Annotated in this window: 23 protein-coding genes; 9 read left to right on the top strand and 14 right to left on the bottom strand. The window is 72.8% G+C overall.

The annotated features are described in order from the left end of the window. The first annotated feature begins 505 nt into the window (after positions 1 to 505). The gene (locus tag OHB44_RS15475; protein WP_330441082.1) at positions 506 to 1,150 is read left to right on the top strand and encodes a maleylpyruvate isomerase N-terminal domain-containing protein; all 645 of its coding nucleotides are present in this window, start codon (positions 506 to 508) and stop codon (positions 1,148 to 1,150) included. Positions 1,151 to 1,423: 273 nt separating this feature from the next. Here OHB44_RS15475 and OHB44_RS15470 read toward each other — a convergent pair whose 3' ends face one another. The 4 genes from OHB44_RS15470 to OHB44_RS15455 form a co-directional block, all read right to left on the bottom strand. Beyond that, positions 1,424 to 2,707 carry a citrate synthase gene (locus OHB44_RS15470; RefSeq protein WP_112698363.1) on the bottom strand — a complete coding sequence of 428 codons (1,284 nt, stop codon included), beginning with the start codon at positions 2,705 to 2,707 and terminating at the stop codon, positions 1,424 to 1,426. Positions 2,708 to 2,893: 186 nt separating this feature from the next. Then, positions 2,894 to 4,948: a sulfatase-like hydrolase/transferase gene (locus OHB44_RS15465; protein ID WP_330441081.1), complete on the bottom strand. Its 2,055-nt coding sequence runs from the start codon at positions 4,946 to 4,948 to the stop codon at positions 2,894 to 2,896. Beyond that, positions 4,941 to 6,371, bottom strand: coding sequence for a class I SAM-dependent methyltransferase (locus OHB44_RS15460; RefSeq protein ID WP_330441080.1), 1,431 nt, complete (start codon positions 6,369 to 6,371; stop codon positions 4,941 to 4,943). The genes OHB44_RS15465 and OHB44_RS15460 overlap by 8 nt, the downstream gene beginning before the upstream one ends. Before the next feature lie 17 nt (positions 6,372 to 6,388). Next, positions 6,389 to 6,538 carry a hypothetical protein gene (locus tag OHB44_RS15455; protein ID WP_165947858.1) on the bottom strand — a complete coding sequence of 50 codons (150 nt, stop codon included), beginning with the start codon at positions 6,536 to 6,538 and terminating at the stop codon, positions 6,389 to 6,391. A gap of 202 nt (positions 6,539 to 6,740) precedes the next feature. Here OHB44_RS15455 and OHB44_RS15450 point away from each other — a divergent pair, with 202 nt between their 5' ends. Continuing rightward, entirely contained in the window at positions 6,741 to 7,589 is an 849-nt protein-coding gene (locus OHB44_RS15450; protein WP_266305167.1) for an arginase family protein, read from the top strand. A gap of 25 nt (positions 7,590 to 7,614) precedes the next feature. On the opposite strand, the gene OHB44_RS15445 is transcribed toward OHB44_RS15450, so the two are convergent. The 3 genes from OHB44_RS15445 to OHB44_RS15435 all read right to left on the bottom strand — a co-directional run bounded on the left by OHB44_RS15445 (position 7,615) and on the right by OHB44_RS15435 (position 10,188). After that, positions 7,615 to 9,120 carry a sensor histidine kinase gene (locus tag OHB44_RS15445; protein WP_442932672.1) on the bottom strand — a complete coding sequence of 502 codons (1,506 nt, stop codon included), beginning with the start codon at positions 9,118 to 9,120 and terminating at the stop codon, positions 7,615 to 7,617. Next, positions 9,098 to 9,844 carry a response regulator transcription factor gene (locus tag OHB44_RS15440; RefSeq protein WP_238682800.1) on the bottom strand — a complete coding sequence of 249 codons (747 nt, stop codon included), beginning with the start codon at positions 9,842 to 9,844 and terminating at the stop codon, positions 9,098 to 9,100. Before OHB44_RS15440 ends, OHB44_RS15445 begins: the two co-directional genes overlap by 23 nt. Positions 9,845 to 9,957: 113 nt before the next feature. Beyond that, a complete protein-coding gene (locus OHB44_RS15435; protein WP_238682799.1) occupies positions 9,958 to 10,188 on the bottom strand; it encodes a hypothetical protein in 231 nt (76 codons plus the stop codon). Positions 10,189 to 10,387: 199 nt separating this feature from the next. Between OHB44_RS15435 and OHB44_RS15430 the strand changes: the two genes are divergently transcribed. The 3 genes from OHB44_RS15430 (at position 10,388) to OHB44_RS15420 (ending at position 13,029) form a co-directional block, all read left to right on the top strand. Beyond that, positions 10,388 to 11,335: a serine/threonine-protein kinase gene (locus tag OHB44_RS15430; RefSeq protein WP_238682798.1), complete on the top strand. Its 948-nt coding sequence runs from the start codon at positions 10,388 to 10,390 to the stop codon at positions 11,333 to 11,335. 70 nt (positions 11,336 to 11,405) lie between these two features. Next, positions 11,406 to 11,831, top strand: a complete 426-nt coding sequence (locus OHB44_RS15425) for an OsmC family protein (protein ID WP_196922768.1) — start codon at positions 11,406 to 11,408, stop codon at positions 11,829 to 11,831. 349 nt (positions 11,832 to 12,180) lie between these two features. Further along, the gene (locus tag OHB44_RS15420; RefSeq protein WP_266302706.1) at positions 12,181 to 13,029 is read left to right on the top strand and encodes a hypothetical protein; all 849 of its coding nucleotides are present in this window, start codon (positions 12,181 to 12,183) and stop codon (positions 13,027 to 13,029) included. Between the two features lie 24 nt (positions 13,030 to 13,053). Here OHB44_RS15420 and OHB44_RS15415 read toward each other — a convergent pair whose 3' ends face one another. The 5 genes from OHB44_RS15415 to OHB44_RS15395 form a co-directional block, all read right to left on the bottom strand. After that, positions 13,054 to 13,575 carry an ATPase gene (locus OHB44_RS15415; RefSeq protein WP_266302707.1) on the bottom strand — a complete coding sequence of 174 codons (522 nt, stop codon included), beginning with the start codon at positions 13,573 to 13,575 and terminating at the stop codon, positions 13,054 to 13,056. Between the two features lie 114 nt (positions 13,576 to 13,689). After that, positions 13,690 to 14,136: a response regulator gene (locus OHB44_RS15410; protein ID WP_330441079.1), complete on the bottom strand. Its 447-nt coding sequence runs from the start codon at positions 14,134 to 14,136 to the stop codon at positions 13,690 to 13,692. Positions 14,137 to 14,220: 84 nt separating this feature from the next. After that, positions 14,221 to 14,568 carry an STAS domain-containing protein gene (locus OHB44_RS15405; RefSeq protein WP_238682795.1) on the bottom strand — a complete coding sequence of 116 codons (348 nt, stop codon included), beginning with the start codon at positions 14,566 to 14,568 and terminating at the stop codon, positions 14,221 to 14,223. Positions 14,569 to 14,684: 116 nt separating this feature from the next. Further along, on the bottom strand, positions 14,685 to 15,722 hold the full coding sequence (locus OHB44_RS15400; protein ID WP_330441078.1) for a cobalamin B12-binding domain-containing protein: 1,038 nt from the start codon (positions 15,720 to 15,722) through the stop codon (positions 14,685 to 14,687). Positions 15,723 to 15,725: 3 nt separating this feature from the next. Next, entirely contained in the window at positions 15,726 to 17,477 is a 1,752-nt protein-coding gene (locus tag OHB44_RS15395; protein WP_266302709.1) for a PP2C family protein-serine/threonine phosphatase, read from the bottom strand. Between the two features lie 210 nt (positions 17,478 to 17,687). Here OHB44_RS15395 and OHB44_RS15390 point away from each other — a divergent pair, with 210 nt between their 5' ends. Beyond that, positions 17,688 to 18,026: an STAS domain-containing protein gene (locus OHB44_RS15390; protein ID WP_238682792.1), complete on the top strand. Its 339-nt coding sequence runs from the start codon at positions 17,688 to 17,690 to the stop codon at positions 18,024 to 18,026. A gap of 77 nt (positions 18,027 to 18,103) precedes the next feature. Here the strand turns inward: OHB44_RS15390 and OHB44_RS15385 are convergent, their stop codons facing one another. Next, the gene (locus OHB44_RS15385; protein ID WP_238682791.1) at positions 18,104 to 18,418 is read right to left on the bottom strand and encodes a hypothetical protein; all 315 of its coding nucleotides are present in this window, start codon (positions 18,416 to 18,418) and stop codon (positions 18,104 to 18,106) included. Positions 18,419 to 18,618: 200 nt separating this feature from the next. Between OHB44_RS15385 and OHB44_RS15380 the strand changes: the two genes are divergently transcribed. The 3 genes from OHB44_RS15380 (at position 18,619) to OHB44_RS15370 (ending at position 21,638) form a co-directional block, all read left to right on the top strand. Further along, positions 18,619 to 19,596, top strand: coding sequence for a DUF2267 domain-containing protein (locus tag OHB44_RS15380; protein WP_330441077.1), 978 nt, complete (start codon positions 18,619 to 18,621; stop codon positions 19,594 to 19,596). Positions 19,597 to 19,699: 103 nt separating this feature from the next. Next, a complete protein-coding gene (locus tag OHB44_RS15375; RefSeq protein WP_238682789.1) occupies positions 19,700 to 20,494 on the top strand; it encodes a spermidine synthase in 795 nt (264 codons plus the stop codon). Positions 20,495 to 20,552: 58 nt separating this feature from the next. Then, entirely contained in the window at positions 20,553 to 21,638 is a 1,086-nt protein-coding gene (locus OHB44_RS15370; RefSeq protein WP_238682788.1) for an AI-2E family transporter, read from the top strand. Between the two features lie 77 nt (positions 21,639 to 21,715). Here OHB44_RS15370 and OHB44_RS15365 read toward each other — a convergent pair whose 3' ends face one another. After that, the gene (locus OHB44_RS15365; RefSeq protein ID WP_330441076.1) at positions 21,716 to 23,017 is read right to left on the bottom strand and encodes an NAD(P)/FAD-dependent oxidoreductase; all 1,302 of its coding nucleotides are present in this window, start codon (positions 23,015 to 23,017) and stop codon (positions 21,716 to 21,718) included. Positions 23,018 to 23,068 lie beyond the last annotated feature (51 nt).

The following is a 23,068-nucleotide window of genomic DNA, read 5'->3' as shown; positions in this document are numbered from 1 at the left end:
GGGTTCGGGCCGGCCGGGTTCGGGCCGGCCGGGTTCGGGCCGGCCGGGTTCGGGCCGGCCGGGTTCGGGCCGGCCGGGTTCGGGCCGGCCGGGTTCGGGCCGGCCGGGTTCGGGCCGGCCGGGTTCGGGCCGGGTTGATCGACTCGGTTTTCTTGAAGTCGGGGCGTCCCGGTGCTGGGGACCCCCCGACTTGCGGTTGATCGACTCGGCTTTCTTGAAATCGGGTTGTCCTGGTGCTGGGGACTCCCCGACTTCCTGAAAGCCGAGTCGATCATGCGCTGAGGAGCGCAGCGCACCGCTCAGCGCTGGGCTGTTGGGCTGCGGTGCCGGGCGCGGTGCGCGCGGGCGCCGGCCGGGTAGCTCGCCGCTGGACGCCGGCCGCACCGCTCAGTGTCGGGCCGTCGGGCCGTCGGGCCGCCTGACCGTCGGGCCGCCTGACCGCCTGACCGCCTGACCGGGGCCGTACAGCTCGGTGGATGTCGATCGGGGCTGTCAGAATGTGCGGATGTCTCGCCCTGTCGACGCCCTGGATGCCAGCTTTCCGGTCGCCGCCTCGATCGCACTGGACCTGATCCGACGCCCCGAGGTGACCGAGCGGTGGTCAGACCCGAGTGCGCTGCCCCACCTGTCCGTGGGTGGCCTCGCGTGCCACCTGGGACGTCAGGCGGTCCGGGCGGCGGAGCTACTGCCGACGCCGACCGACCTGCCGGTGTTGGAGGCGGCCGACAACCATTACGAGCGGGCCGCCTGGGTCTCCGAGGGGTCTCCGGACAAGAAAACGGTTGCCTCCGGCTCCGACGAGGCCGACGCCGCACGCGGGCCGGCCGACCTGCACGCCCGTTCCGCCCGGGCCTTGGCGGAGGTCGGCGACCTGCTCTCCCGGAGTGCCGCCCGTGAGGTCGTGCCGATCCCGTGGCAAGGCTGGGCGCTGCGGCGCGGCGACTTCCTGCTCACCCGTCAGCTCGAGATCGTGGTCCACTCCGACGACCTCGCGGTGAGCATCGGCGTCCCTACGCCGGAGTTCCCGGCGGACGTCTTCGACCCGGTACGCGACCTGCTGGTCCGACTGGCCGTGCGCCGCCGTGGCCAGTCCGCACTGATCAGCGCGCTCAGCCGCAGCGAGCGGGCCCAGGACATCTCCGCCTTCTGACCGGCCGCCCCGTCGGTGATCATCCGCCGCCCGGGACCGCCCCCGCGGGTGATCGACTCGGCTTCCTGAAGGGCGCGGTGTTCCGGCGCCACGGACACCGCGCCTTCAAGGAACCCGAGTCGATCATACCGACGCGGGGCGGCGCGGAGCACGGACACCGTGCCTCAAGGAACCCGAGTCGATCATGCCGGGGCGGGGCAGCTCGGAGGGCGGAAACGCGGCAGGCCGCCGACCCGGAGGGGTCGACGGCCTGCTCGTGTAGCGAGGAGCGGGTCAGCGCTCGCCGAAGGGGACGTAGTCCCGCTCGGCGGAGCCGACGTAGACCTGCCGCGGACGGCCGATCTTGGTCTCCGGGTCGTTGATCATCTCGCGCCACTGGGCGATCCAGCCGGGGAGCCGGCCGAGCGCGAAGAGCACCGTGAACATCTTGGTCGGGAAACCCATGGCCTTGTAGATCAGGCCGGTGTAGAAGTCCACGTTCGGGTAGAGCCGACGGGAGACGAAGAAGTCGTCGGCGAGGGCGATCTCCTCCAGCTCCATGGCGATGTCCAGCAGCGGGTCGGGCTTGGCCATCCGGCCCAGCACGTCCTGCGCGGCCTTCTTGACGATCGCCGCCCGCGGGTCGTAGTTCTTGTAGACCCGGTGGCCGAAGCCCATCAGCTTGACGCCGTCCTGCTTGTCCTTGACCTTGCGGACGAAGGACCGGACGTCGCCGTCGCCGGCGTGGATCTGCTGGAGCATCTCCAGCACCGCCTGGTTCGCGCCACCGTGCAGGGGGCCGAACAGCGCGTTCACACCGGCCGAGACCGAGGCGAACAGGTTGGCGTTGCTGGAACCGACCAGGCGGACGGTCGACGTGGAGCAGTTCTGCTCGTGGTCGGCGTGCAGGACGAAGAGCATGTCCAGCACCTTCGACATCACCGGGTCGACCTCGTACGGCTCCGCCGGCACGCCGAACGTCATCCGCAGCAGGTTGTCCACGTACCCCAGCGAGTTGTCCGGGTACAGCAGCGGCTGACCGATGGACTTCTTGTACGCGTACGAGGCGATGGTGGGAACCTTCGCCATCAGCCGGACCGTGGAGATCTCCACGTGCTCGGAGTCGAACGGGTCCAGGCTGTCCTGGTAGAAGGTGGACAGGGCGCTCACCGCGGACGAGAGCACCGCCATCGGGTGGGCGTCCCGGGGGAAGCCGTCGAAGAAGCGGCGCATCTCCTCGTGCAGCAGCGAGTGCCGCCGAATCCACTCGGTGAACTCGGTCAGCTGCTGCTCGGTCGGCAGCTCACCGTAGATGAGCAGGTAGGAGACCTCCAGGAAGGAGGACTTCTCGGCCAGCTGCTCGATCGGGTACCCCCGGTAACGCAGGATGCCCGCGTCGCCGTCGATGTAGGTGATCGCGGATGAGGCAGCGGCGGTGTTGACGAAACCGGGGTCGTACGTGGTCATCCCGGTTTCCTTCAGCAGCTTGCTCACCCCGATACCGGCGGGGCCCTCGACCGCAGGATGCACCGGCATCGACAGCTGCCCACCGGGGTGATCGAGCTTGACTTCCGTCATGTGGTTCCTCGCTTCGCCGGCAGATCTACGTTGAATTGCCTTCGCTTCTACCGTAATTGCGGCTCGGGGGACAACGTCCGCCGTGGTTCGGCGGTGAGGTATGCGTCACCCGATTCCCGACCGGGCGGCCGGGAAACCCGGCATCCCGACAGTCGGGACCGGACCGGACCGACCCCCGAAGCCAGGTCACGACAGGGCGAGGCGTCGCAGCGTACCGTCTGTCGCGACCTGGAAGACGTCGAGCTGGTTGGTGCCGGCGTGGAAGAGTTTGTCGTCGGCGAGCAGCGCGGCGAACCGGCGTCCGCCGGGGTCGGCGGGCACCACCGGGACGACGGCCCCGATGCGGCCGTTGACGGCGACGGCGAGCAGTGTGCCGTCCGGGATCCGGTCCGGGACGTCGCCCCAGACGAGCGCCGGGAGGGTGCCGGTGTCCGGGTCCGTGGCGGTGAACGCGGCCAGGTCGGCGACCCGTGCGCTGCCGGCGGCGGGGCCGGCGCGTACCTCGGTGCCGACCAGGGGGTGCGGTGTCGGCAGGGGTGGCGGCGCGGGCACGCCACCGGGGAAGGTGACCGGTTCGCCGGGGCGGTCGTAGAAGTGCTTCGTACCGTCGGTGCGGGGGGTCTGCCGGGCGGAGCGCCCGTCGACCCGCCAGGGCAGCCGGACGCCGGCCTCGTCGGCCACTGTCGGCAGCAGGTCGACGTGTTCCCAGTTGCGGTCGTCCACCCGGCCGGTCTGTTGCCGGGGTTCCTTGACGAACGTCGGCACCCACGCGACCTCGCCGGCTGCGGCCTTGATGGCGTCCATGCCCCGACCCTGCGCGCCGGGGCGGAAGCTGACCCCGTGGTCGGCGGTCACCACGACGAGGGCCTGCTCGTAGAGGCCGTTGGCGCGCAGCGTCCGCAGCGTCTCGCCGATCAGCCGGTCGGTGTAGCCGAGCTGGGCGAGGTGCCGCTGCCGGGCCAGGTCGACCCACCCGGCGCCGTCGTTGGGCAGGTCCTCGGGGGCGTCGTAGCGCGCCCCGGACGGCAGGTACGCCCACGGTGAGTGCGGCATCAGCAGGTGCAGGAAGTGCAGGGTGGGCCGGTTCGTCGGCTTCAGCCCGGCGAGGAAACTGGTGAACCGGGCCGGTTGGTTGTCGTCCAGGCTGTCCCAGCGGAACGTCGGGTCGGCCGGCACCGGTTCGGCGGCGTCCAGACCGGCTTCGGCGCGGGTCTGCTCGCGGTAGGAGTCCTCCGGGTCGACGGCGCTCTCCGTCGGCCCGGCGACCCGGCCGAGCAGCTTGCCGGTCTCCCGGACCAGCACGCCGAGCCCCTGCTCCGGGGTGACCGGCTGCTCGCAGCGACTGGGCGGGCAGAGCCGGGTGATGCTCTCCTCGGCGCGGATGTCGTACAGGCCGCCGAAGGCGGTGAAGATGTTGTCCGGGTACTGCGAGTAGTGCGGGGCGACCGGCTTGGCCGGGTAGCGGCCGGTGAGCATCGCCGGCAGCGCGTTGGGCGTCCACCCGCTGACGCCGGTGGAGTTGCGGTACCAGGTGGAGCCGGCGGCCAGCTCGGCGAAGTGCGGGTACCGCCCGGCGTCGATCTTCCCGTCCGTGCCGAGCAGGCTGACCAGCGGCAGTTCGTCGAGGATCAGCATGACCACCGGCGGGTGCACGGCCGAGCCCTGCGCGGTGCCGGCAGTGCCGCCGTCGCCGCGCGGCAGGACCACTGCCGAGGTGGGTGAGGCGAACAGGAAGAGCGCCACGAAGGCCACCGGACCGGCGGCGGCCAGTCGCAGCACCCGGCCCGGCGCCCGCCACCGCCGGTGCGTGGCCGCGCCGGCGACTCCGGCCAGCACTGCCACCAGCAGCAGCGGTACGCCCCGAAGTGGCGTCACGTGTCGGCCCACCTGCACGGCGAGGGCGACGACCAGCAGCCCGACCAGGGCGGTGTGGGTGAGGGCGCGGGCGGTTCGGCCGGCCAGTCGACTGAGGGCGCCGAGCAGCGCCACCGCGACTGTCGGGAGCACCGTCACCAGGGCGAGCAGCAGCAGGATCTGGGCCGGGTCGGCGCGGTGGAAGAGGAAGAAGTCGGGGCTGCGGCCGAGCACGTCCAGCAGTGGCTGGGTGACCACGAGACCGACCAGCGCGACGATCTCCAGCAGCCGGCCCAGCTCACCTCGCCAACCCCGGTCCCACCGTCCGGGGGCCGGCGGCGGGCGGTGCTCCGGGGCCGGCGGGGCGACGGAGGCCGGTTCAACCACCCATCACCGCCCGGTAGAGCGTGCGGGTGCCCGAGGGCAGTTCCAGACGGTCGGTGATCCGTCCCCGGGCGGCGAGCAACGTCTCGAAGGTGTCGCGTCGGTAGTCCGGGAAGAGACCGGCGGGCTTGTTGGCCAGCAGCCGGGTCGCCATCGGGTCCTCCGGGTGGACGAACTCCACCACCACCGCGCCCCCCGGCGCGGTCAGCCCGGCCAGCCAGTCGACGACCTCCGAGAGCGGCACGTTGCGCCCGATCGCCAGGTGGTGCACCACGGCCAGGGCGAGCACCACGTCGGCGGACGCCCGCTCGGCGAAGCCGGCCCGCTCGACGCTCCGCCAGCCGCCACCCGGCGAGGGGTCGGCCAGGTCCAGCACCAGCGGCAGGATGCGGCGCTGGCCCTCGGAGCGCAGCTGTCGGTACAGCTCGTCGACGACGGTCGGGTCCTGCTCGACGGCGACCACGTAGTCGGCGTGCCCGGCCGCCAGCCGGGAGTACCGGCCGTCGTTGGCGCCGAGGTCGAGCACCAGGCGGGGGCGGGTGCCGGCGGCGACCGCGACGGCCACGAACTGCTCCTTCGCCACCCGGTCACGGGCCGAGTAGCCGCAGGTGCGTTGGTAGTCCGACCAGTGACTCCCGGGCGGGCGGCGGTCCAGCTTGCGGACCAGTTTCTCGATGCCGCGTACGGTGGCGAGCAACAGCTCCCGGGAGAAGCCGGCGGCGCGCAGTTGGTCGCGTACCTCGGTGGTGCTGGCGGCGGCGTTGCGGTGCTGCATGGCCCCGTGCAGGTGCAGATGGGTCAGCACGCCGGGGCGCAGCCGGCGGGCGCCGTTGAAGAGTGGCCGTAGCTCGTCGGCCTCGATGCCGTCGACCCGGGCGCGCAGCCACGGTTGGAAGTCGACGCCCAGGTGGGCGGTGAGCATCAGCGGATAGAGCACTGTCTGGCAGAACTGCCGGTAGCCGGCCCACGGTTCGCCGTCGCGGACCGGCTCGAAGGAGCCGATGTCGATGAAGACCGGTTGCGCGCCGCGCCACTGGAGGTTGTACGCCGAGCCGTCCTTCGTGGTGAAACCCTCGCCGAGCGCGGCTGTCAGGATCTCCAGGTGCAGCAGGGCGGCGTCGCGCAGCATGCTGAACGACCACTCGTACGGGTGGGAGACGAACGGGATGCGCTCGTGGCGAAGCACTGCCGCCCACGGTGCCCCGCTAGCGGCCGGCACCAGGGTGGGCGGGGCGTCCTCGGTGGCGCAGACCTTGCGCGCGGCGACGAGCGCCGGGAAGAACGTGCTGCCGGTCAGTGCCCGCCAGTGCGCGGCGGCCTGGGGGTCCAGCCCGCGCAGCACCTCGTCGCCGACGTGGAAGACCCGGTTGGCGGGGTCGCGGAAGGAGGCCGGCTCGGGCCGTACCTCGGTGGGTGAGATCGCCATCGTCGGGGCTGGCCCGCTCAGCGCTGGTCGGTGGGTTGCCGGCGGAACCGGTCGACCAGCCGTCGCCAGTAGAGTTTCGCGGCGACCGCGGCGCCAGCCACCCCACCGACGACCGCCTGCACGATCAGGCTGCCGGACCCCGCGTCCAGGTAGGCCAGATGTTCCACCGATCGCTCCTTGCCCTCGCCGCCTCGACACCGGCGTCCCAGGGCGTACACCGATGAGGCTTTTGACCCAGAAAGCCGGACTTGTCCCTCACCGTACGCCGGTCGTCGTCGCTGTCGCGGGCACATCGGCGTACTCCCAGCCGCACCACAGAATGCGGCCGGGACCGGCCGATTCCGCCGGTACGCTGCGGACGTGCGCTGGATGATCGTGGACGCGCCGCTGGACTCCTCCGGGGCCGGGCGCGGCGAGGAGCGGGCCCCTGCCGCGCTGCGCCGCGCCGGCCTGCGCGAGGCCCTGGCCGCCGACGACGACGGGCGGATCGACGAGGCACGACTGCGCGACCCCCACCGTGACCCGGCCAGCGGGGTGATCGGCGCGGCGGGCCTGGTCCGGGCCGGCGGCGCCATCGCCGCGCGGGTCGGCGCGCTGATCGCGGACGGCCACCGACCACTGGTGCTCGGCGGCGACTGCGCGATCCTGCCCGGCATCTGCCGGGCCCTACCCCCGGCAACCGACCTGTGGTTCGTCGACGCCCACCCGGACTTCCTCGACGGCACTACCTCACCGACCGGTGAGGCCGCCGACATGGACCTCTCGGTGGTCACCGGGAACGGCCCCGCCGCCGCCGTCGGCCCCGGCGGCGCGCTGATCGAGCCCGGCCGCGTCCACCTGCTCGGGCACCGCCCGGCCACCGACGAGAGCAGCCGGGTCGAGGCGGCCCGCATCGACCCGGCGATCCACCAGGTCAACGCCGCCGAGGTGCGGCGCCGGGGCGCGGCGACGGTCGGCGCGAGCCTGGCCGCCGACGGGGACGGACCCGCCTGGCTACACCTCGACCTGGACGTGGTGGACCCGCGCGACCTGCCCGCGGTGACCTACCCCGAACCGGACGGCCCGCGCTGGGCGGACCTGATCGCGCTGGTCACGCCGTTGGCCCGCGCCGACCGGCTGCTCGGGATGAGCGTGACCGACCTGAACACCGACGAGGACCCCGACGGGCGGCACGCCCGACGCGTCGTCGAGGTCCTCACCGAGATGCTGGTCAGCTGACCGGCGCCGGTGTGCCGTGCGCCGACTACGGGTCGGCTGTGGGATGGGGCAACCGGACGGTGAACAGGGTCCGACCTGGACGGCTGTCCACCCCGACAGTGCCGTGGTGGGCCTCCACCACCGCCGCGACGATCGCGAGGCCGAGGCCGGTGCTGCCGTGCGCACGAGACCGGGAGCTGTCGCCCCGGGCGAACCGCTCGAACATCTCCGGTTGCAGCTCCACCGGCACCCCCGGCCCGTCGTCGGCGACGGTGAGCACGGCACTGGCGGCGTCGACGGCCAGCGTGGTGGTGACAGTGCTGCCGGGCGGGGTGTGCACCCGGGCGTTGGTGAGCAGGTTCGCCACCACCTGGTGCAGTCGGGCGGCGTCGCCGGGCACCCGGATCGCCACCTCGGGCAGTGCGAGCTGCCAGCGGTGCTCGGGACCGGCGACGTGCGCGTCACTGACCGCGTCCACCACCAGGGCGGTCAGGTCCACCGGTTCGACAGCGAGCGGCCGACCGGTGTCGAGGCGGGCCAGCAGCAGCAGGTCGTCGACGAGGCTGGTCATCCGGGTGCTCTCCGACTCCACCCGACGCAGCGCGTGTGCCACGTCGGCGGGGACCTCGTCACGGCCACGCCGGGCCACCTCGGCGTAGCCGCGGATCGCCGCGAGAGGCGTCCGCAGTTCGTGGCTGGCGTCGGCGACGAACTGGCGTACCCGGGTCTCGCTGGCCTGCCGGGCGGAGAGCGCGTCGGCGACGTGGCCCAGCATCCGGTTCAGCGCCGCGCCGACCTGACCGACCTCCGTGCGCGGGTCGGTGTCGGCGACCGGGACCCGGACGGCGAGCGCCACCTCCCCCCGGTCCAGGGGCAGCTCGGTGACGCGGGTGGCGGTGGCGGCCACCCGGTTGAGCGGTCGTAGGGTCGCCCGCACGATCAGCGCGCCCGCCACACCGGCGAGCAGCAACCCGACCGCGGCCACCCCCGCCTGGGCGGCGACCAGCGCCCAGACGGTCTCCTGGACGCCGGAGAGGGGGACCGCGACGACGCGTACCCGGCCATCCCAGTACTGCCGGACCACGGCCCGGTAGTCGCCACGGTCGCCGAGGTCGACGGTGCGTGGTCTGGTGTCGACCGGCAGGTCCGCCAGCACGGCGACCTCCCCCACCGGGACGGACTGCTCGTCGGGGAACGGATCGGCGCTGGAGACGCTCTTGGTGAGGGTCCGGGCGCTGGTCACCCGGCCGTCGGTGATCTCGGCGACCACCGCGCCGGACGGTAGCCCGGCTGGGATGCCCGGTCCGTTGCCGGGAAACGCCGGCCGTCCCGGCCGGTCGCCCCGCATGGCCGTGGCGGGGGCCAACTGCGCGTCGAGCCGGTCGATCAGGAAGTGCCGCAGCGCCACAGTGGTCAGGCCACCGATGGCGACGCTGACCAACGCCAGTAGCGCGAGCAGGGCGAACACCAGTCGGGTACGCAGGGAGCGCCCGGCCAGCCACCCGCGGGCGGCGCGCAACGGGCGGCGTCTACTCGGCGGGTTTGAGGACATAGCCCGCGCCACGCAGCGTGTGGATCATCGGCGCGCGGCCGGCGTCGATCTTCTTGCGCAGGTACGAGATGTACAGCTCCACCACGTTGGCCTGGCCACCGAAGTCGTAGTTCCACACCCGGTCGAGGATCTGCGCCTTGCTGAGCACCCGGCGCGGGTTGCGCATCAGGTAACGCAGCAGCTCGAACTCGGTCGCGGTGAGGGTGACGAGCTGGCCGGCCCGGCGGACCTCGTGGCTGTCCTCGTCGAGGCTGAGGTCACCGACGGTCAGCACCGCCTCCTCCCGGGCGGCGATCGCCAGCCCGGAGCGGCGCAGCAGCGCACGCAGCCGGGCGATCACCTCCTCCAGGCTGAACGGTTTGGTGACGTAGTCGTCGCCGCCGACGGTCAACCCGGCGATGCGCTCCTCGACCGCGTCGCGGGCGGTCAGGAAGAGCACCGGCACGGTGGGGGCGTGCTCGCGCAGCCGGCGCAGCACCTGGAAGCCGTCCAGGTCCGGCAGCATCACGTCGAGCACCACGGCGTCCGGCTGGAACTGTCGGGCGGTACCCAACGCCGCCATTCCGTTGCCGGCGGTGCGGACCTGCCAACCCTCGTAGCGAAGGGCCATCGACAGCAGGTCGGTGAGCGTTGGTTCGTCGTCGACCACCAGCACCCGGACGGGTTCACCGTCGGGGCGACGCAGCTCGATCCGGCTCGGCGCGACCTGCCCGTTCATGACCATGGGCCCCATGGTGGCCGCCGCGCCTGTGCCGCGCCCCTGCGGAGGCTGTGCGCGAGCTGTGCGGCCGGGCCGACGCGACGCCGGCGACACCACCGGTCAGCCCCGCCTCGTGGTCACTCGGACACCCCGTACGCGTCGGTGCGCACGAACCGCATGCTCCAGCCGCCGGCCTCGTCGGGCCGGTCGCGCTCGTAGAGGTGATCGGGACCGGGCTGCACCGGGCCCGTGCCGTCCGGATGACGCATGATCCAACGGTGGGGCGGGGCGCCGTCCGACCCGGCCGGCAGCAGCCGGACCAGGCCGTCCGCGGGCCCACCGACGAAGCGTACGGTGACCTCGCCCATCGCGGCGTCCCCTCGGGTGACCGTGCCGGCACAATCGGTGACACCGGCTCTGGCTCGCAAGCTACCGCACCTACCGCCGTGGCGCAGCGAGGTGCGCGGGGCCGTCCACCCCGAATCGGGCTACGGTTTGCCCAGCTCGGCGCTCGGGTACCGGCACCTGAGCACCCGCCGTCGGCGGGGCGAGGGCGAGGAGCGGTCGATGCGGATGCTGGACGGGCGGTACCGGCTCGAACAGCGCATCGGTGTGGGTGGGATGTCCGAGGTGTGGCGGGCCTACGACCAGGTGCTGGACCGGCCGGTCGCGGTGAAGCTCATCTCGCCCGGCCACGACAACCGGGACGGCCCGGTGGACCGTATCCGGGCGGAGGCCCGGTCGGCTGCCCGCCTGGAGCACCCCAACGTGGCCAGCGTCCACGACTTCGGCACCTCCTCGACGTGGCCCGGCCGGCCGGTGCCCTACATCGTCATGGAGCTGGCCGAGGGTGAGACGCTCGCCGTGCACCTGCGCGCCGGGCCGCTGGAGTGGCAGATCGCGGTGCGGGTCTGCGCGGAGGTCGCCGCCGCGCTGGCAGCCGCGCACGCCGAGGGCATCGTGCACCGCGACGTCAAGCCGGCCAACGTCATGCTCACCCCAGCCGGGGTGAAGGTGCTCGACTTCGGCATCGCCATCGCCGCCGGCTCTCCGGACCCGTTGCCGACCGGGATGGTGCTGGGCACCCCGGCGTACCTGGCGCCCGAGCAGCTGGACGAGGCGCCCGCCACCCCCGCGGCCGACATGTACGCCCTCGGCGTGCTGCTCTACTACAGCCTCACCGCCCGCCTGCCGTACCGCGCGACGACCTCGAAGGAACTGCTCGACGTACGCCGCCGTCGGCCACCGGAGCCGCTGCCCGACATCGCCGGGCTTCCGCCGGAGGTCGCCGAGCTGTGCCACTCCTGCCTCGCCGACGACCCCGGGCAGCGTCCGACCAGCCTGGTCGCCGCGCTGCTGCTGGCCGAGGCCGTGGACGCCCGGGTGTACGTGCCGATGACGATCCCAACGACCCGCCGGCCGGTCCCCACGTCGCCGTGGACCGAACGGGCCGCCGCCGAAGCCACCGAGGCCGTGGCGCTGGTGGACGAGCCGAACCTGCCCGCCGGGCGCTGACCGGACGCCCCGCGGCGTTTCGCCGGGCGGCGAAGGGGTAGCCGGCCTGGTGAGCGACGGGAGAAACGCGATGCCGGATCAGAGTTCCTGGCTGCGTGAGGCCACAGCGACCGCCGAGGGCGGTCACGTACGCACCGACGATGGCGGGCTCTCCACCGCGCTGGCCTCACCGCTGGCGCCACACTGCACCGGGTTGACCCCGGAACAGTTGCTGGCCGCGGCCTTCGCCTCCTGCCTGCATCACGCGGCAGTGGAGGTGGCCGGGGAGATCACCGACGAGGCGCACACCGTGCAGGTCCGGGCGGAGGCGAAGCTCGGGCGGGACAACGACGGCCGATACCGGGCCGACGTCCACGCGGAGATCTCCTCAGCCGGGCTGAGCCGAGACCAACTGGCCGACCTGGTCGAGTACGCCGACCGGCTCTGGCCGTTCTCCAGCAGCGACACCAGCCGACACCGTCTGACCGTCACCCCGGCCGAGAACGGCCGACACTGACGCCACGCCCCACCGCGCCGATCTTGCACTTTCGGTTGCCGATGTGAGGGGAATGCCCCCCTATGTCGCCGCAGTAAGTGCAAGATCGCCGAGGTGGGGCTGGGCCGATTGGTGGAGGGGCGCCTCGGTTGATCGGGTAGTTCTGACGGTGGCGGTGGGTGCAGCGGGCGGAGTGGCGACGCGACCGTGTTCGCCGGGCAAGTCGGGAATAACCGTCTGGCGTGATCCGCGAGGTTGATCAGCTTCGCGGTCGTTATGACCGGTAGAGTCAGCATGATCAGGGCAAATTGTGGCGCATGCCACCGTACGGGCTGGTGGCATCGGGCATTCAGCTCTTTAGCCTCGTCAGGTGCATCCCGACGACCCCTCCGCCCAGAAGCTGACCGACGCGCCCCCGACCACCCCCTCGGACGACGCCGCATCAACCGAACGGACGATCGGCCGTCACCGCGCTTCCGAACCATCGCGGCGTGCCCTGCTGGGCTCGACCCCCGTGCGGGTGGCGCTGGCCACCGGTGTCACCTGCTGCCTCAGCCTCGTCGCGGTCGCCACCGCGCGCGGCAACCACGACACCCCCCGTACGGTCGAGCCGCTCGCCGAGGCGGTGGCCGACCGCGCCGCCATCGCCGACGAGCGCGCCTCCCGGTCGCTGGACCGCGACGCCGCCCCCGCCCGGATCCTGCCCAGCCCGACGGCGAAGCCCACGCCCACTCCCACCGCCGTCCGCAAGGCGCCCAAGAAGCCGGTCAAGCCCCGCCGCCCCCGGCCGGTCGCCGGCCTCGACCAGGCACAGATGGACAACGCGAAGATCATCGTGGACGTCGGCCTGGAGATGAAGATGCCGCGCCGCGCCCTGGTGGTGGCACTGTCCACCGCCATGCAGGAGAGCAACCTCTACAACCTGGCCAGCGCCGTCCTCCCGGAGTCGGCGGAGTACCCGAACCAGGGCAGCGGCTCCGACCACGACTCGGTCGGGCTGTTCCAGCAGCGGCCCAGCAGCGGCTGGGGCACCGTGGCCCAGTTGATGCGCCCGTCGTACGCCGCGCGGGCCTTCTACTCGGCGCTCAACGAGATCCCCGGCTGGCAGGACATGAGCGTCACCGCCGCCGCCCAGTCCGTGCAGATCTCCGCGTACCCCGACGCGTACGCCCAGCACGAGGACCGGGCGACCACTGTCGCGGCGGCGCTCACCGCCTGAGCCGGGCACCCGCGCCCGCGCGTCTCAGCGACGGCCCGGCGGTGGCTCCGCGCCCGCGTCCGGGCCACCGACCCCGACCCGGCTCTCCGTCACCCCGGCGGCTGCGGTGGGGGTGTCGGCGGGCACCTGGTCGGCGGTCACCTGGCTGAGGATCTCGTCCACCCGCACCTCGCGCCGTCGGCGAGCGTCCAGCGCCGCCTCGACGTCACGTCGGGCCTGCACGGCCTCCGCGTACGCCCGCTCCCGCACCCGCCGTGCCTCCTCGCGGGCCTCGTCGAGCTCGGCGCGGGCCTGGGCCAGGATCTCGGCGGCCTCGCGCCGCACCACGCCACCGGCGTGCCGGGGGGCGGAGGTGTCGCCCAGGTCGAGTCGATGCAGCAGCCCGCTGAGCCAGGCTGCCTCCTGGCGGATCTCGTCCCACTCCCGGGACGCACCGGCCGCGCCCTCGGCGCGCGCCGCGAGCCGGGACAACCGGATCGCCAACTCGTCCAGGCAGTAATCCACCTGCCGCTGGTCATAACCGGTCTCAACGACGGAGAACCTCATACTGTCGCCCCCCAGGCAGCTGCTGTTACTTCCCCACCTGGATCCTCGGCCGCGACCGCTCGCGCCGAGGGGGTTCGGGAAAAATGTTCAGCATGCGCGCAGGTGGCGCGGACCTCAGACGCGCTTGGGCAGCACGACGACCCGGCCGAAGAACTCGTCGATGCGGCGGACCACGTCGTTGAAGTCGTCCAGGTCGATCGGCTTGGTGACGTACGCGTTGGCCTGCAACGTGTAACTGCCGACGATGTCGGTGTCGGCGTTGGAGGTGGTCAGCACGACGATCGGAATGGTCCGCAGGTCCTCGTCCTGCTTGACCGCGCCGAGCACCTGCCGACCGTCCATCCGCGGCATGTTCAGATCCAGCAGGATCACGTCCGGTCGGCGGGCCTGCTCGTGCCGGCCCTCGGCGCGGAGAAACTCCATCGCCTCCTCGCCGTCACTCACCACGTCGATGATCTTTTCGACGTCGGAGTCCGCCAGCGCCTCCTCGATCATCAGCACATCACCCGGGTCGTCGTCGACCACCAGGATGCGTACCGGCTGCGGGCTGTCTACGCCCATCACTACCTGCCTCGGAGTCGGCGGGGACGGGACCCTGACGGTCACCGCGTTGGCGGGGAAATACTGGCGGGGAAATCTAGCCCATCAGGAAGCGCTGCGGGACGCGGGGTCGACCGACTCCGGTTCGTAGCGCAACACGTCGGCGAGGCCGGTCACGCGCAGCACCCGTTCGACCCGCCCGTTGGCGCCGGTGAGCCGGAGCCACCCCCCGTCGGCCGCCGCCTGGTTGTCGCCCCTGACGAACACGGCCATTCCGGTGGAGTCGCAGAACGTGAGGTCGGTCAGGTCGAGCAGCACCCGGGTCTCGCCCGCCGCGGTGAGCCGGTCGATCGCGGCGGTCAACTCGGGGGCGGTGCTCAGGTCCAGCTCGCCCTTGAGCCGAAGGCAGGCGCCACCACCGTCGCGCTCGACGTAGTTGACGCTGAACGTCACCGTTCTCCCCCTCGCTCCACCCTGGGGTGGGACGTTTGCAGTCCGGCAAGTATACGCAGAGCTGACTCGTGGGCCGCCGAGCGCGGTGATCGATCCGGATGCCACCGGCGGGTCGGTCAGCGGGCGGCACCGGGCAGCGCCGCGCGCCCCAGCGCCAGCGCCCTCGCCGCCCGGGGGAAGTCCCGCAACGCGGTCGCGTAGTGCTCCAGCGGCAGGACGACAGCCCCGGCGGGCACCCCACGACTGCCCAGAATCCCCGACAGCCACTCCACGAACTCGGTGAACAACGAGGGGTCGTCGACGTAGACCGCCGCGGCCAGGAAATCCACTATGTGGCCGAGGTCGCTCACTGTCGCGTCGAGCTGCGCGGCGGTGTACGCACGCGCCGCCGGCACCCGCTCCCGCAGCTCCGCCAACGCGCTGTCGATCAGCTCACCGCGACGGCGAACCAGGCCGGCGTACTCGTCGTCGGCCAGGTGGCCCAGCCGCGCCGGCGGCGCCCCGCGCAGCGCCCGCTCGTCGGCGATCAACTCGGCCGCCGACGGCGCGTCCGGCGCCCAGGCCACCCCGAGCCGGCGCGCCCACCGGCCGTCGGTGCCGAACCCACGCCCGCCGACCACCACCGGCACGTCCGAGCGGCGGCAGGCCTCGATCATCCGATGGGCGTACGGCAGGCGCATCGGTAGCGCGCACGCCAGCGCGACCGCGTGCGCGTCGTAGCGGTGCAGGTACGACACGAGGTGCGCTGCGGGGACGCTGGCGCCCAGGAACGTCACCTGCCACCCGCGTAACCGCAGCACCTCGGCCACCAGCCGTGGTGGCAGCGCGTGCCATTCGCCGTCCATGCAGGCGACCACGATCCGTCCGCCGGTCGGCCGCGGTTTGACGTGCGCGGAGACAGCCGCCACCACCTGCTCGCTGATGTGGGTGGCGGCGTGCTCCTGGGCGACGCTCCACTCGTTGCGCGCCCACCGCTCGCCCACCTCTGCCTGGGCGGGCGCGACCAGGTCGAGCAGCACCCGCTCCGCCGGTACGCCCGCGTCGAGCAGGCCGATCGCCAGGTCGGTAGCGGCGTACTCGTCGGCGTCGGCGAGGTGGCCCAGGTACCCGGAGTACGCCTCGCCGAAGTTGGTGATGGCCGTGGCGGCGGTCACGCGTCAGTCCCTTTCGGTCTGGTCGATGCCGGCGGGCACCGAGTGCAGGTGCCGCACGTTGCGCCCGCTCGGGCCGGCCGCCCGCAACGCCAGCACGGCGATGTCGTCGTGGTCGCCCTGCCCCAACCAGTCGCAGGTGATTTGCTCGACCCGTTCGGCCAGGGCCGGCGCGGGCATCCGATGGCAGCCGGTCAGCGCGTTGACCAGCCGCTCGGCGCCGAACTGCTCGTCGCCGCGCCGGCCGCCCCGGGCCTCGGTCACACCGTCGCTGTAAAGCAGGCAGGTCTCGCCCGGTGCCAGCCGCACTGTCACCTCCCCGACGCGGGGGTCGGGCACCACTCCGATCAGCATGCCGCGCAGCGGCACCGTCTCCACCTCACCGGAGGCGCGCAGCACCAGTGGTGGCAGGTGCCCGCCGCCGGCCATGGTGAGGGTGAGGCCACCGTCGCGCTCCGGGCGGGCCACGCCGAGCACGATCGTGGCGAAGCGGCCCTGGCCGTGTGCCTGGGTCGTCTCCAGCAACGCGTCGTTGAGCAGCCGCAGCAACCGCGCCGGATTCGACTCCAAGCGGTGAAGCGCCTGGAGGCACTGGCGCAGTTGGCCGGTGAAGACGGCGGCTTCGACTCCCTTGCCCGACACGTCGCCGAGGAAGAACACCGAACCACCGTCGGTGAGCCGGTGCGAGCCGTAGAAGTCGCCGCCGATGCGCAGCCCCGCCTGCGCGGGCCGGTACGCGGTGCCCCACTGCACGCCGGCGGCCTCGACCGGCTCGACCGGCAGCAGGCTGGCCTGGAGGGTGTCGGCCACCTCGGCCTGGTCGCGATAGAGCAGCGCGGTGGTCAACGCGGCGCCGGCGCGGGCCGCGAAGGCGCGAACCAGCTCCACGTCGTCCTCGTCGTACCAGCGGGTGGCGCGACGGGCCACCAGCAGTACCCCGACCGGCGCCTCGCGCCCCGGCAGCGGGACGACCCGGGCGGCGCTGTCCGTCGCGGCGAGCCCCGGCAGCCAACCGGCGTCGACCGCCTGCTCGACCAGCCAGTCCACCGCGTGCGGCTCGGCACCGGTCAACCCGTCGGCGATGGCGGTCGGTAGATCGCCGCCGGCCAGCACGCCGCTGTCCACCGTCGGCACCTCGTCGTCGGTGCGGGAGGCCCGCCACCAGCGGGCGCGCCCGGCCCGCGGGGCGAGCACCAGCACCGCCACCTCGGCCAGGGTCGGCACGGCGAGTCGGACGACCGCGGCGGCCGCCCGGTCGGGGTGCAGTGGGTTGCCCAGCTTGTCGCCGACCACGGCCAGGAACGCCGAGCGGGCTCGTTCGGCGAGCAGCGCGTCGGCGCGGCTGACGCTGTCGGTGACGTCCTCGACGTACCAGCAGCAGCGGTCACCGGAGAGCGGCACCGGGCGCGCGGTGAGCCGGCGCCCGCGATGGGTGAAGCTCCCGGGGACGCCTTCGCTCAACCCGGGCACACCGGCCGCGCCGAGCACCTCGCCGGGCGTCACCTCGGGCAGCAACCGCTCAGCCACCGGGCTGACGTGCCGCACGACGCCATCGGCGTCGCAGACCACCAGGCCCTCGCGGAAGTGCTCGACGACCTCTAACCAGTCGGGCGTGGCCTGCCCACTGTCGGGGGCCAGCGGCGGCAGGGCCGCGGTGGGGCGGCGAACGTCGGCGGACCACGCCGAGGGTCGTGTCGTGCTCGGCGTGGAAAGCCGTCCGTCGCCTGGGTCCCAGTCCCTGACGTCGGAAGCAGTCACCAGCTGAGCCTCACTCCTTGTCGTTCACCGAACCCGTGCCGGAACCGGCGTCCACTGTCAAAACTCTCCAGCCACCCTACGCCCGAACCCGGAAAGCGGCATCTCACGGCAGGTGGCGGGCACCGCCACCGCGAGGGCGTCGACGAGGCACACGGGAGCGTGTCGCCGCCCCTGCTTTGCGTTTTGTCGCTGGACAAGGAGAATGGTGGGATGCCCGACCAGCTGTTGACCATCGAGACAACCCGGCTCGCCGCCGGGAACGTCCGACTCCGGCTGACCGGCGAGCTCGACTACGACAGCGCGCCCGAGCTGATCGCCGCGGCGGCCGAGCTACGCGGCGACGACGACGCCCCGGTTCTCGTCGACCTGACCGGGGTGACCCTCTGCGACTCCTCCGGGCTCAGCGCGCTGCTGGTGGTGCACCGCGCCGCCGGGGCGATCCGCCTGACCGGGGTCAGCCCTCAGCTTCAGCGGATGCTGGACCGCACGGGCCTGAGTGAGTTGCTGGCCGAGGCGTACGCCGACGACGACGTGCGCGCCATCGGCTGACCCGTAGGCCACCCCCGGGGAAGCGAGACGGGGTGGCCCCCGACCCTGGGACCTGGGGTCGGGGGCCGGAGGAATGTCTAGGGTGCCGTCATCGGCTGGAGCCGGGGGCCGTCCTCACGCAGCTCGCCGATCGGGGTCGGGTCCACGTCCTCGGGCTCTCCCGAATCGGGCGTCTGGTACAGGTAGCGGACGAACTGCCCACCCGCCTCGTTGTCGTCCGCGCCGGGCCACTGACCGATGCAGTCCATCCCGATCACCTCGCGGCCCGTTCCGTCGGCCTCCTCCAGCAGCGCCCACAGGCTCACCGGGTAACACCTGGTGATCTCGGGTGTGAGCTGCCAGCGGGCGTACCAGCCGGGTCGGGCGGGGACAATCTCGACAACTTCCTTCATGACGACCTTCCTTCCGCGTACCTCGGAAGAACTCCGGTCCTGAACCGATCGTGCGGCCCAGGTGGGTGAGCACCCCTCACCCCCGCCGGATGAAGCGTGGCGCGGGCCGCTCCGACCCGGCCGGCGGGCTCCGTTTCCTTCTCCCGGACGGCGGGAAGGCGACTCGCGCAGCCACGATCCCCAGCGGAAGGGATGCCAGCATGCGCAAGCAGATGGAGGGCGACAACCAGAGGCGTCGGGCACTGGCCCGGCAGGCCCGGGAACAGAATCGCCAGCCCAGCGAGACCGGCGCCAGCCTGAGCGCGTCAAAGCAGCTCACGAGCCTCGATGCGGGTAAGCGGGCCGGCCCGCCGGCGGCTGGAGCGCGCAAGTCGGACACCACGCGCGGGGGGCCGGCACCGCCGCCGGTCGGTAGCGCCGACAACCCGCGACCGCAGCCGTCCCCGCCGAGCGGCGCGGCCGGTGTGACCAGCATGGGTTACCACGACCTGGTCGACGAGGTCCGTCGTCGCGCCGGGGTCGACTTCAAGACCGCCAAGGTGGGCACCGAGGCGACCGTTCTGGTCCTCGCGTTCGCCCTGGAGGCCGCCGAGCGGCAGCGGCTGCTCGCCGCGGTGCCGGCGTCGCTGCACGACGTGCTGCCGGTGGACGGCATCGAACGGCACCAGGACCTGCCCGGGTTCCTGGCCGAGGTGGGCCGGATCAGCGGCAACACCCCGGAGCAGGCCCGGTACCAGGCCGAGGCGACGATCGCCGCGCTCGCCGAGCAGGACGGCGACCTGGTCGAGTCGTTGCACGTACCCGACGGGTTGCGCGACCTGCTGAACCCGCCGGAGGCGGGCGGCGGCCTGGTGGGCGCCTCCACCACCACACCCACGCTGGACGCCGACGAGATCAGCGCGGCGCTGGACGACCTGCCCTACTGGGCCGGCGACAGCCAGGGCCTCTACCGGGTGGTAGCGCTGCCGCCCGACAACCTGGACCGTGTGCTCGCCCGCCTTGACCGGCTGCGCCAGGACAATGGCCGCGGCCCGAGCATCGGGCGTCCGGGCGACACCGCCGCCGTGTTGACAGTCCGGACCAGCCAGGCCAACGGGGTCACCGCGCTCGACGTGGACCTCGCCCGCCAGATCGACGACGCGATCGACGAGGTGGGAGCCGGGATGGCCGGCAGCTGACCGGCCAGCACGACATCGGCGGGCCGGCGGGCCGGGGGCGACCCCGCTCCGCCGGCCCGTCCGCCGTGCCGGGTGCACAGTGGGCTCGGCTAGCGTGCCGGACATGAATCGCGCCGCCGACCGGCTGGAGCTGGTCGCCGACCCGGTCCGCCGGACCGGGCGGACACTGCTGTCCGCCGGCGTCGAGCAGTCGTACGTGGATGTCGAGGATCCCCGGCACCTGCACTTCGAGTACGTCCGGCGGATCGCCTCGGCGGTGGAGGTGGCGGCCCCGGCCGGCGCCCCGCTGAACGTCCTGCACCTGGGTGGTGGCGCGTTGACGCTGCCCCGCTGGCTGGCCGCCACCCGGCCCGGCTCCCCGCAACGGGTCGTCGAGCGGGACGCGGCGGTGGTCGAGCTGGTGGCCCGGGAGTTGCCGCCGCTGCCGCCGGAGGTGCGGGTGGAGGTCGCCGATGCCCGCGACGCTCTGACCGGCGCCCCGGACGGCCGGTACGACCTGGTGATCGCCGACATCTACCGCGCGGCCCGGATGCCCCGGCACGTGCGCACTGTCGAGTTCGCCGCCGAGGTGGCCCGCGTCCTGCGGCCCGACGGGTCGTACCTGGTCAACGTCACCGACCTGCCGCCGCTGGTCGGTACCCGGGTGCAGGTGGCGACCTTGCGGGCGGTCTTCGCCGACGTGTGCGTGGTCGGCGACCGGCGGATGTTGCGCGGCCGCAGGTACGGCAACCTGGTGCTGGCCGCGACCTCCCGCCCCGGTGGGCTTCCGGTGGCCCGGCTGGCGGTGGCCGCCCTGCGCGACCCGGTGCCCGGCGGGCTGCTGCACGCCGCCGCGCTCGACACGTTCGTCGCCGGTGCCCGCCCGGTCACCGACGCGGACGACAATTCCCGCCACTGATCACCGTTGTGCCCGCAATGCCGGGTTTCCGACGGCGGGCGCGGGGAAGGCCGGTCGGATGAGCGACGTCGACGATCGGGCGACCGGCCGCCGCACTCTGATCGTGATCGGTCTGGTGCTGGCCACCGCGCTCGCGCTGGGGTTCGTGTACGCGACCCGGCGGGTGCTGGTCTGGGCGGTGGTGGCCGCGTTCTTCGCCGTCGCGCTCAAACCCCTCGTCGACCGGCTGCAACGTCGCTTCGTCCGGCGTCGGGCGCTGGCCACCCTGCTGGTGTTCCTCGCCGCGTTCGTGCTGCTGGCGATCCTGGCGGCGCTCATCCTGGTGCCGTTGTTCGGAGAGTTGGGCCGCTTCGCCGACCGGGCACCCGAGCTGCTGCGGGAGGCCCGCGCCGGACGGGGCCCGGTGGGGCAGGCGTTGGAGCGCACCGGGGCACGTCGCTACGTCAGCGAGCACTCCGAGCAACTGCGCGACCTCGGCAGCCGGCTGCGCCAACCAGCTGTCGGTGTGCTGCGCGGCGTCGTCGAGTCGGTCGCCGGGCTGGTCACTGTCATCGTGCTCGCGTACCTCATGGTGTTGGAGTCGCCGCGGATCACCCGCGGCCTACTCGCGGCGGCCGGGGACGGCCAGGGCGAGCGGCTGCGCCGGGTGGGCCGGGAGGTGTCGCGTACCGTCACCGGCTATCTCACCGGGAACCTGCTGATCAGCGTGATCTGCGGGGCGTTGACCTTCGTGGTGCTGACCCTCACCGGGGTGCCCTTCGCGGCGGTGATCGCCCTGCTGGTGGCGGTGGCCGACCTGATACCGCTGGTCGGGGCGACCCTCGGCGCGGTGATCGCGGCCGGTGCCGGTTTCCTGCACTCCCCCACCGCCGGGGTGGTGGTGCTGGTCTTCTTCGTGGTCTACCAACAGGTGGAGAATCACCTGCTCCAGCCGCTCATCCTCTCCCGCGCGGTCCGGCTGAACCCGTTGACGGTGCTGGTCAGTGTGCTGCTCGCGGCGGAGCTGGCAGGTCTGCTCGGCGCGCTGCTGGCCATCCCCGCCGCCGGCATCATCCAGACCCTGCTGCGCGAGTACGGCCCGCGCCGGCTGCGGCCCGCCCCACCGGCCGCGCGGGCCGCGCGGCCGGCCGGCTCCACCGACTGACCGTCGCGGCTGGCCTGCTCTTGCGACGACCTGGCCGGGCGGGCCGCCCTGCTCCCGACGACCTGGCCGGTGCCCGCTCAGCGGGACCGGGTCGCGACCTCGGGTGTGGTGCTCTCCAGCGGCACCGCGTTGGCCGGCACCAGCCCCAACTGGACCGCCGACCGGGTCAACGCGGCGTCCAACGCCCAGTCGGCGCTGACCCGCGTGCGGTTTCCCGGCATCGCCATCAGGTGGTACGCCCGGGTGACCGCCTTGGCCGGCAACCCAGCGAGGTTGACCTGCAACGGGTTCGCCGCCGCGTCCTTGCCACCCAGGTCGACGACCCAGCCCAGATCGTGGTGCTTGTACGGCTTGCGGCGGCCGAAACCGTACGACGCGGCGATGTTGTACGCCGCGCGCTTGCCCTGCCGCTGCGCGTGCTGGGCGGTCATCCCGCAGACCTTGCCCGGATTGACGAGGTCGGGCACCGCGGCGGCGTCACCGCAGGCAAAGACCTCTGGATAGCCGGGAACGTTGAGGAACTCGTCGGTGACCAGTCGACCCCGGTCGGTCCGCAGGCCCAGCTCGTTGACGAACGGGTCGGGACGCACCCCCACACACCACACCAGGGTGCAGGTCGGCACGTACTCGCCGTCGGTGAGCTTCACCCCGTCGCACGTCGCCTCGGCCACCGAGGTACCCATCCGCACGTCCACCCCACGCCGGTTGAGCACCTTGTGCGAGGTGTCCGACATCCGCTTGTCCAACTCCGGCAGCACCCGGGACGCCACGTCGAGCAGCATCCAGCGGGGTCGGACGGTGAGCCGGGGCCGCTGGGCGTGCAACGCGTCGGTGAACAACTGCCCGTGCGCCGCGACCTCGGTGCCGGTGTAGCCCGCCCCGACCACAACGAACGTGGACCGGGCCTTCTGCTCGGCCGGGTCCTCGGCCTGCTCGGCCAGCTCGATCTGCCGGACGATGTGATCATGCAGGTAGACGGCCTCGGGCAGGCCGCGGAAGCCATGCGCGTACTCGGTCACCCCCGGGATGGGCAGCAGCTTGTTGACGCTGCCCACGGCGAGCACCAACCGGTCGTACGCCAGCCGGTTCTTCTCCCCCTCGGCCTGGGTGAAGCCGACCCAGCGGTTCTGCAGGTCGACGTGGTCGGCCTCGCCGACCACCACCCGTACGCCCTTGAGCGTCCCGGTCAGCGGCACGGCGATCCGTTTGGGCTCGACCACCCCGGCCGCCACCTCGGGCAGCAGCGGCAGGTACAGGAAGTAGTCGGTGGAGTTCAGCACCACGATCTCGGCCCGATCCCGGGCGATCCGGCTCAACGTCTTCGCCGCGTGGTAACCGGCGAACCCGGCCCCCACGATCACCACACGAGGTTTCGTCATTGCGCGCCGTTTCCCGTCGAAGCCCGCGACAAACGTCCTACGCGCCAGCCG

Origin of the sequence: Micromonospora sp. NBC_00821 (genome assembly GCF_036347035.1) — a bacterium.
GTDB lineage: Bacteria > Actinomycetota > Actinomycetes > Mycobacteriales > Micromonosporaceae > Micromonospora > Micromonospora hortensis.
Note: the sequence above shows the minus strand (reverse complement) of the source record. Positions and strands in the feature narration are given on the sequence as shown.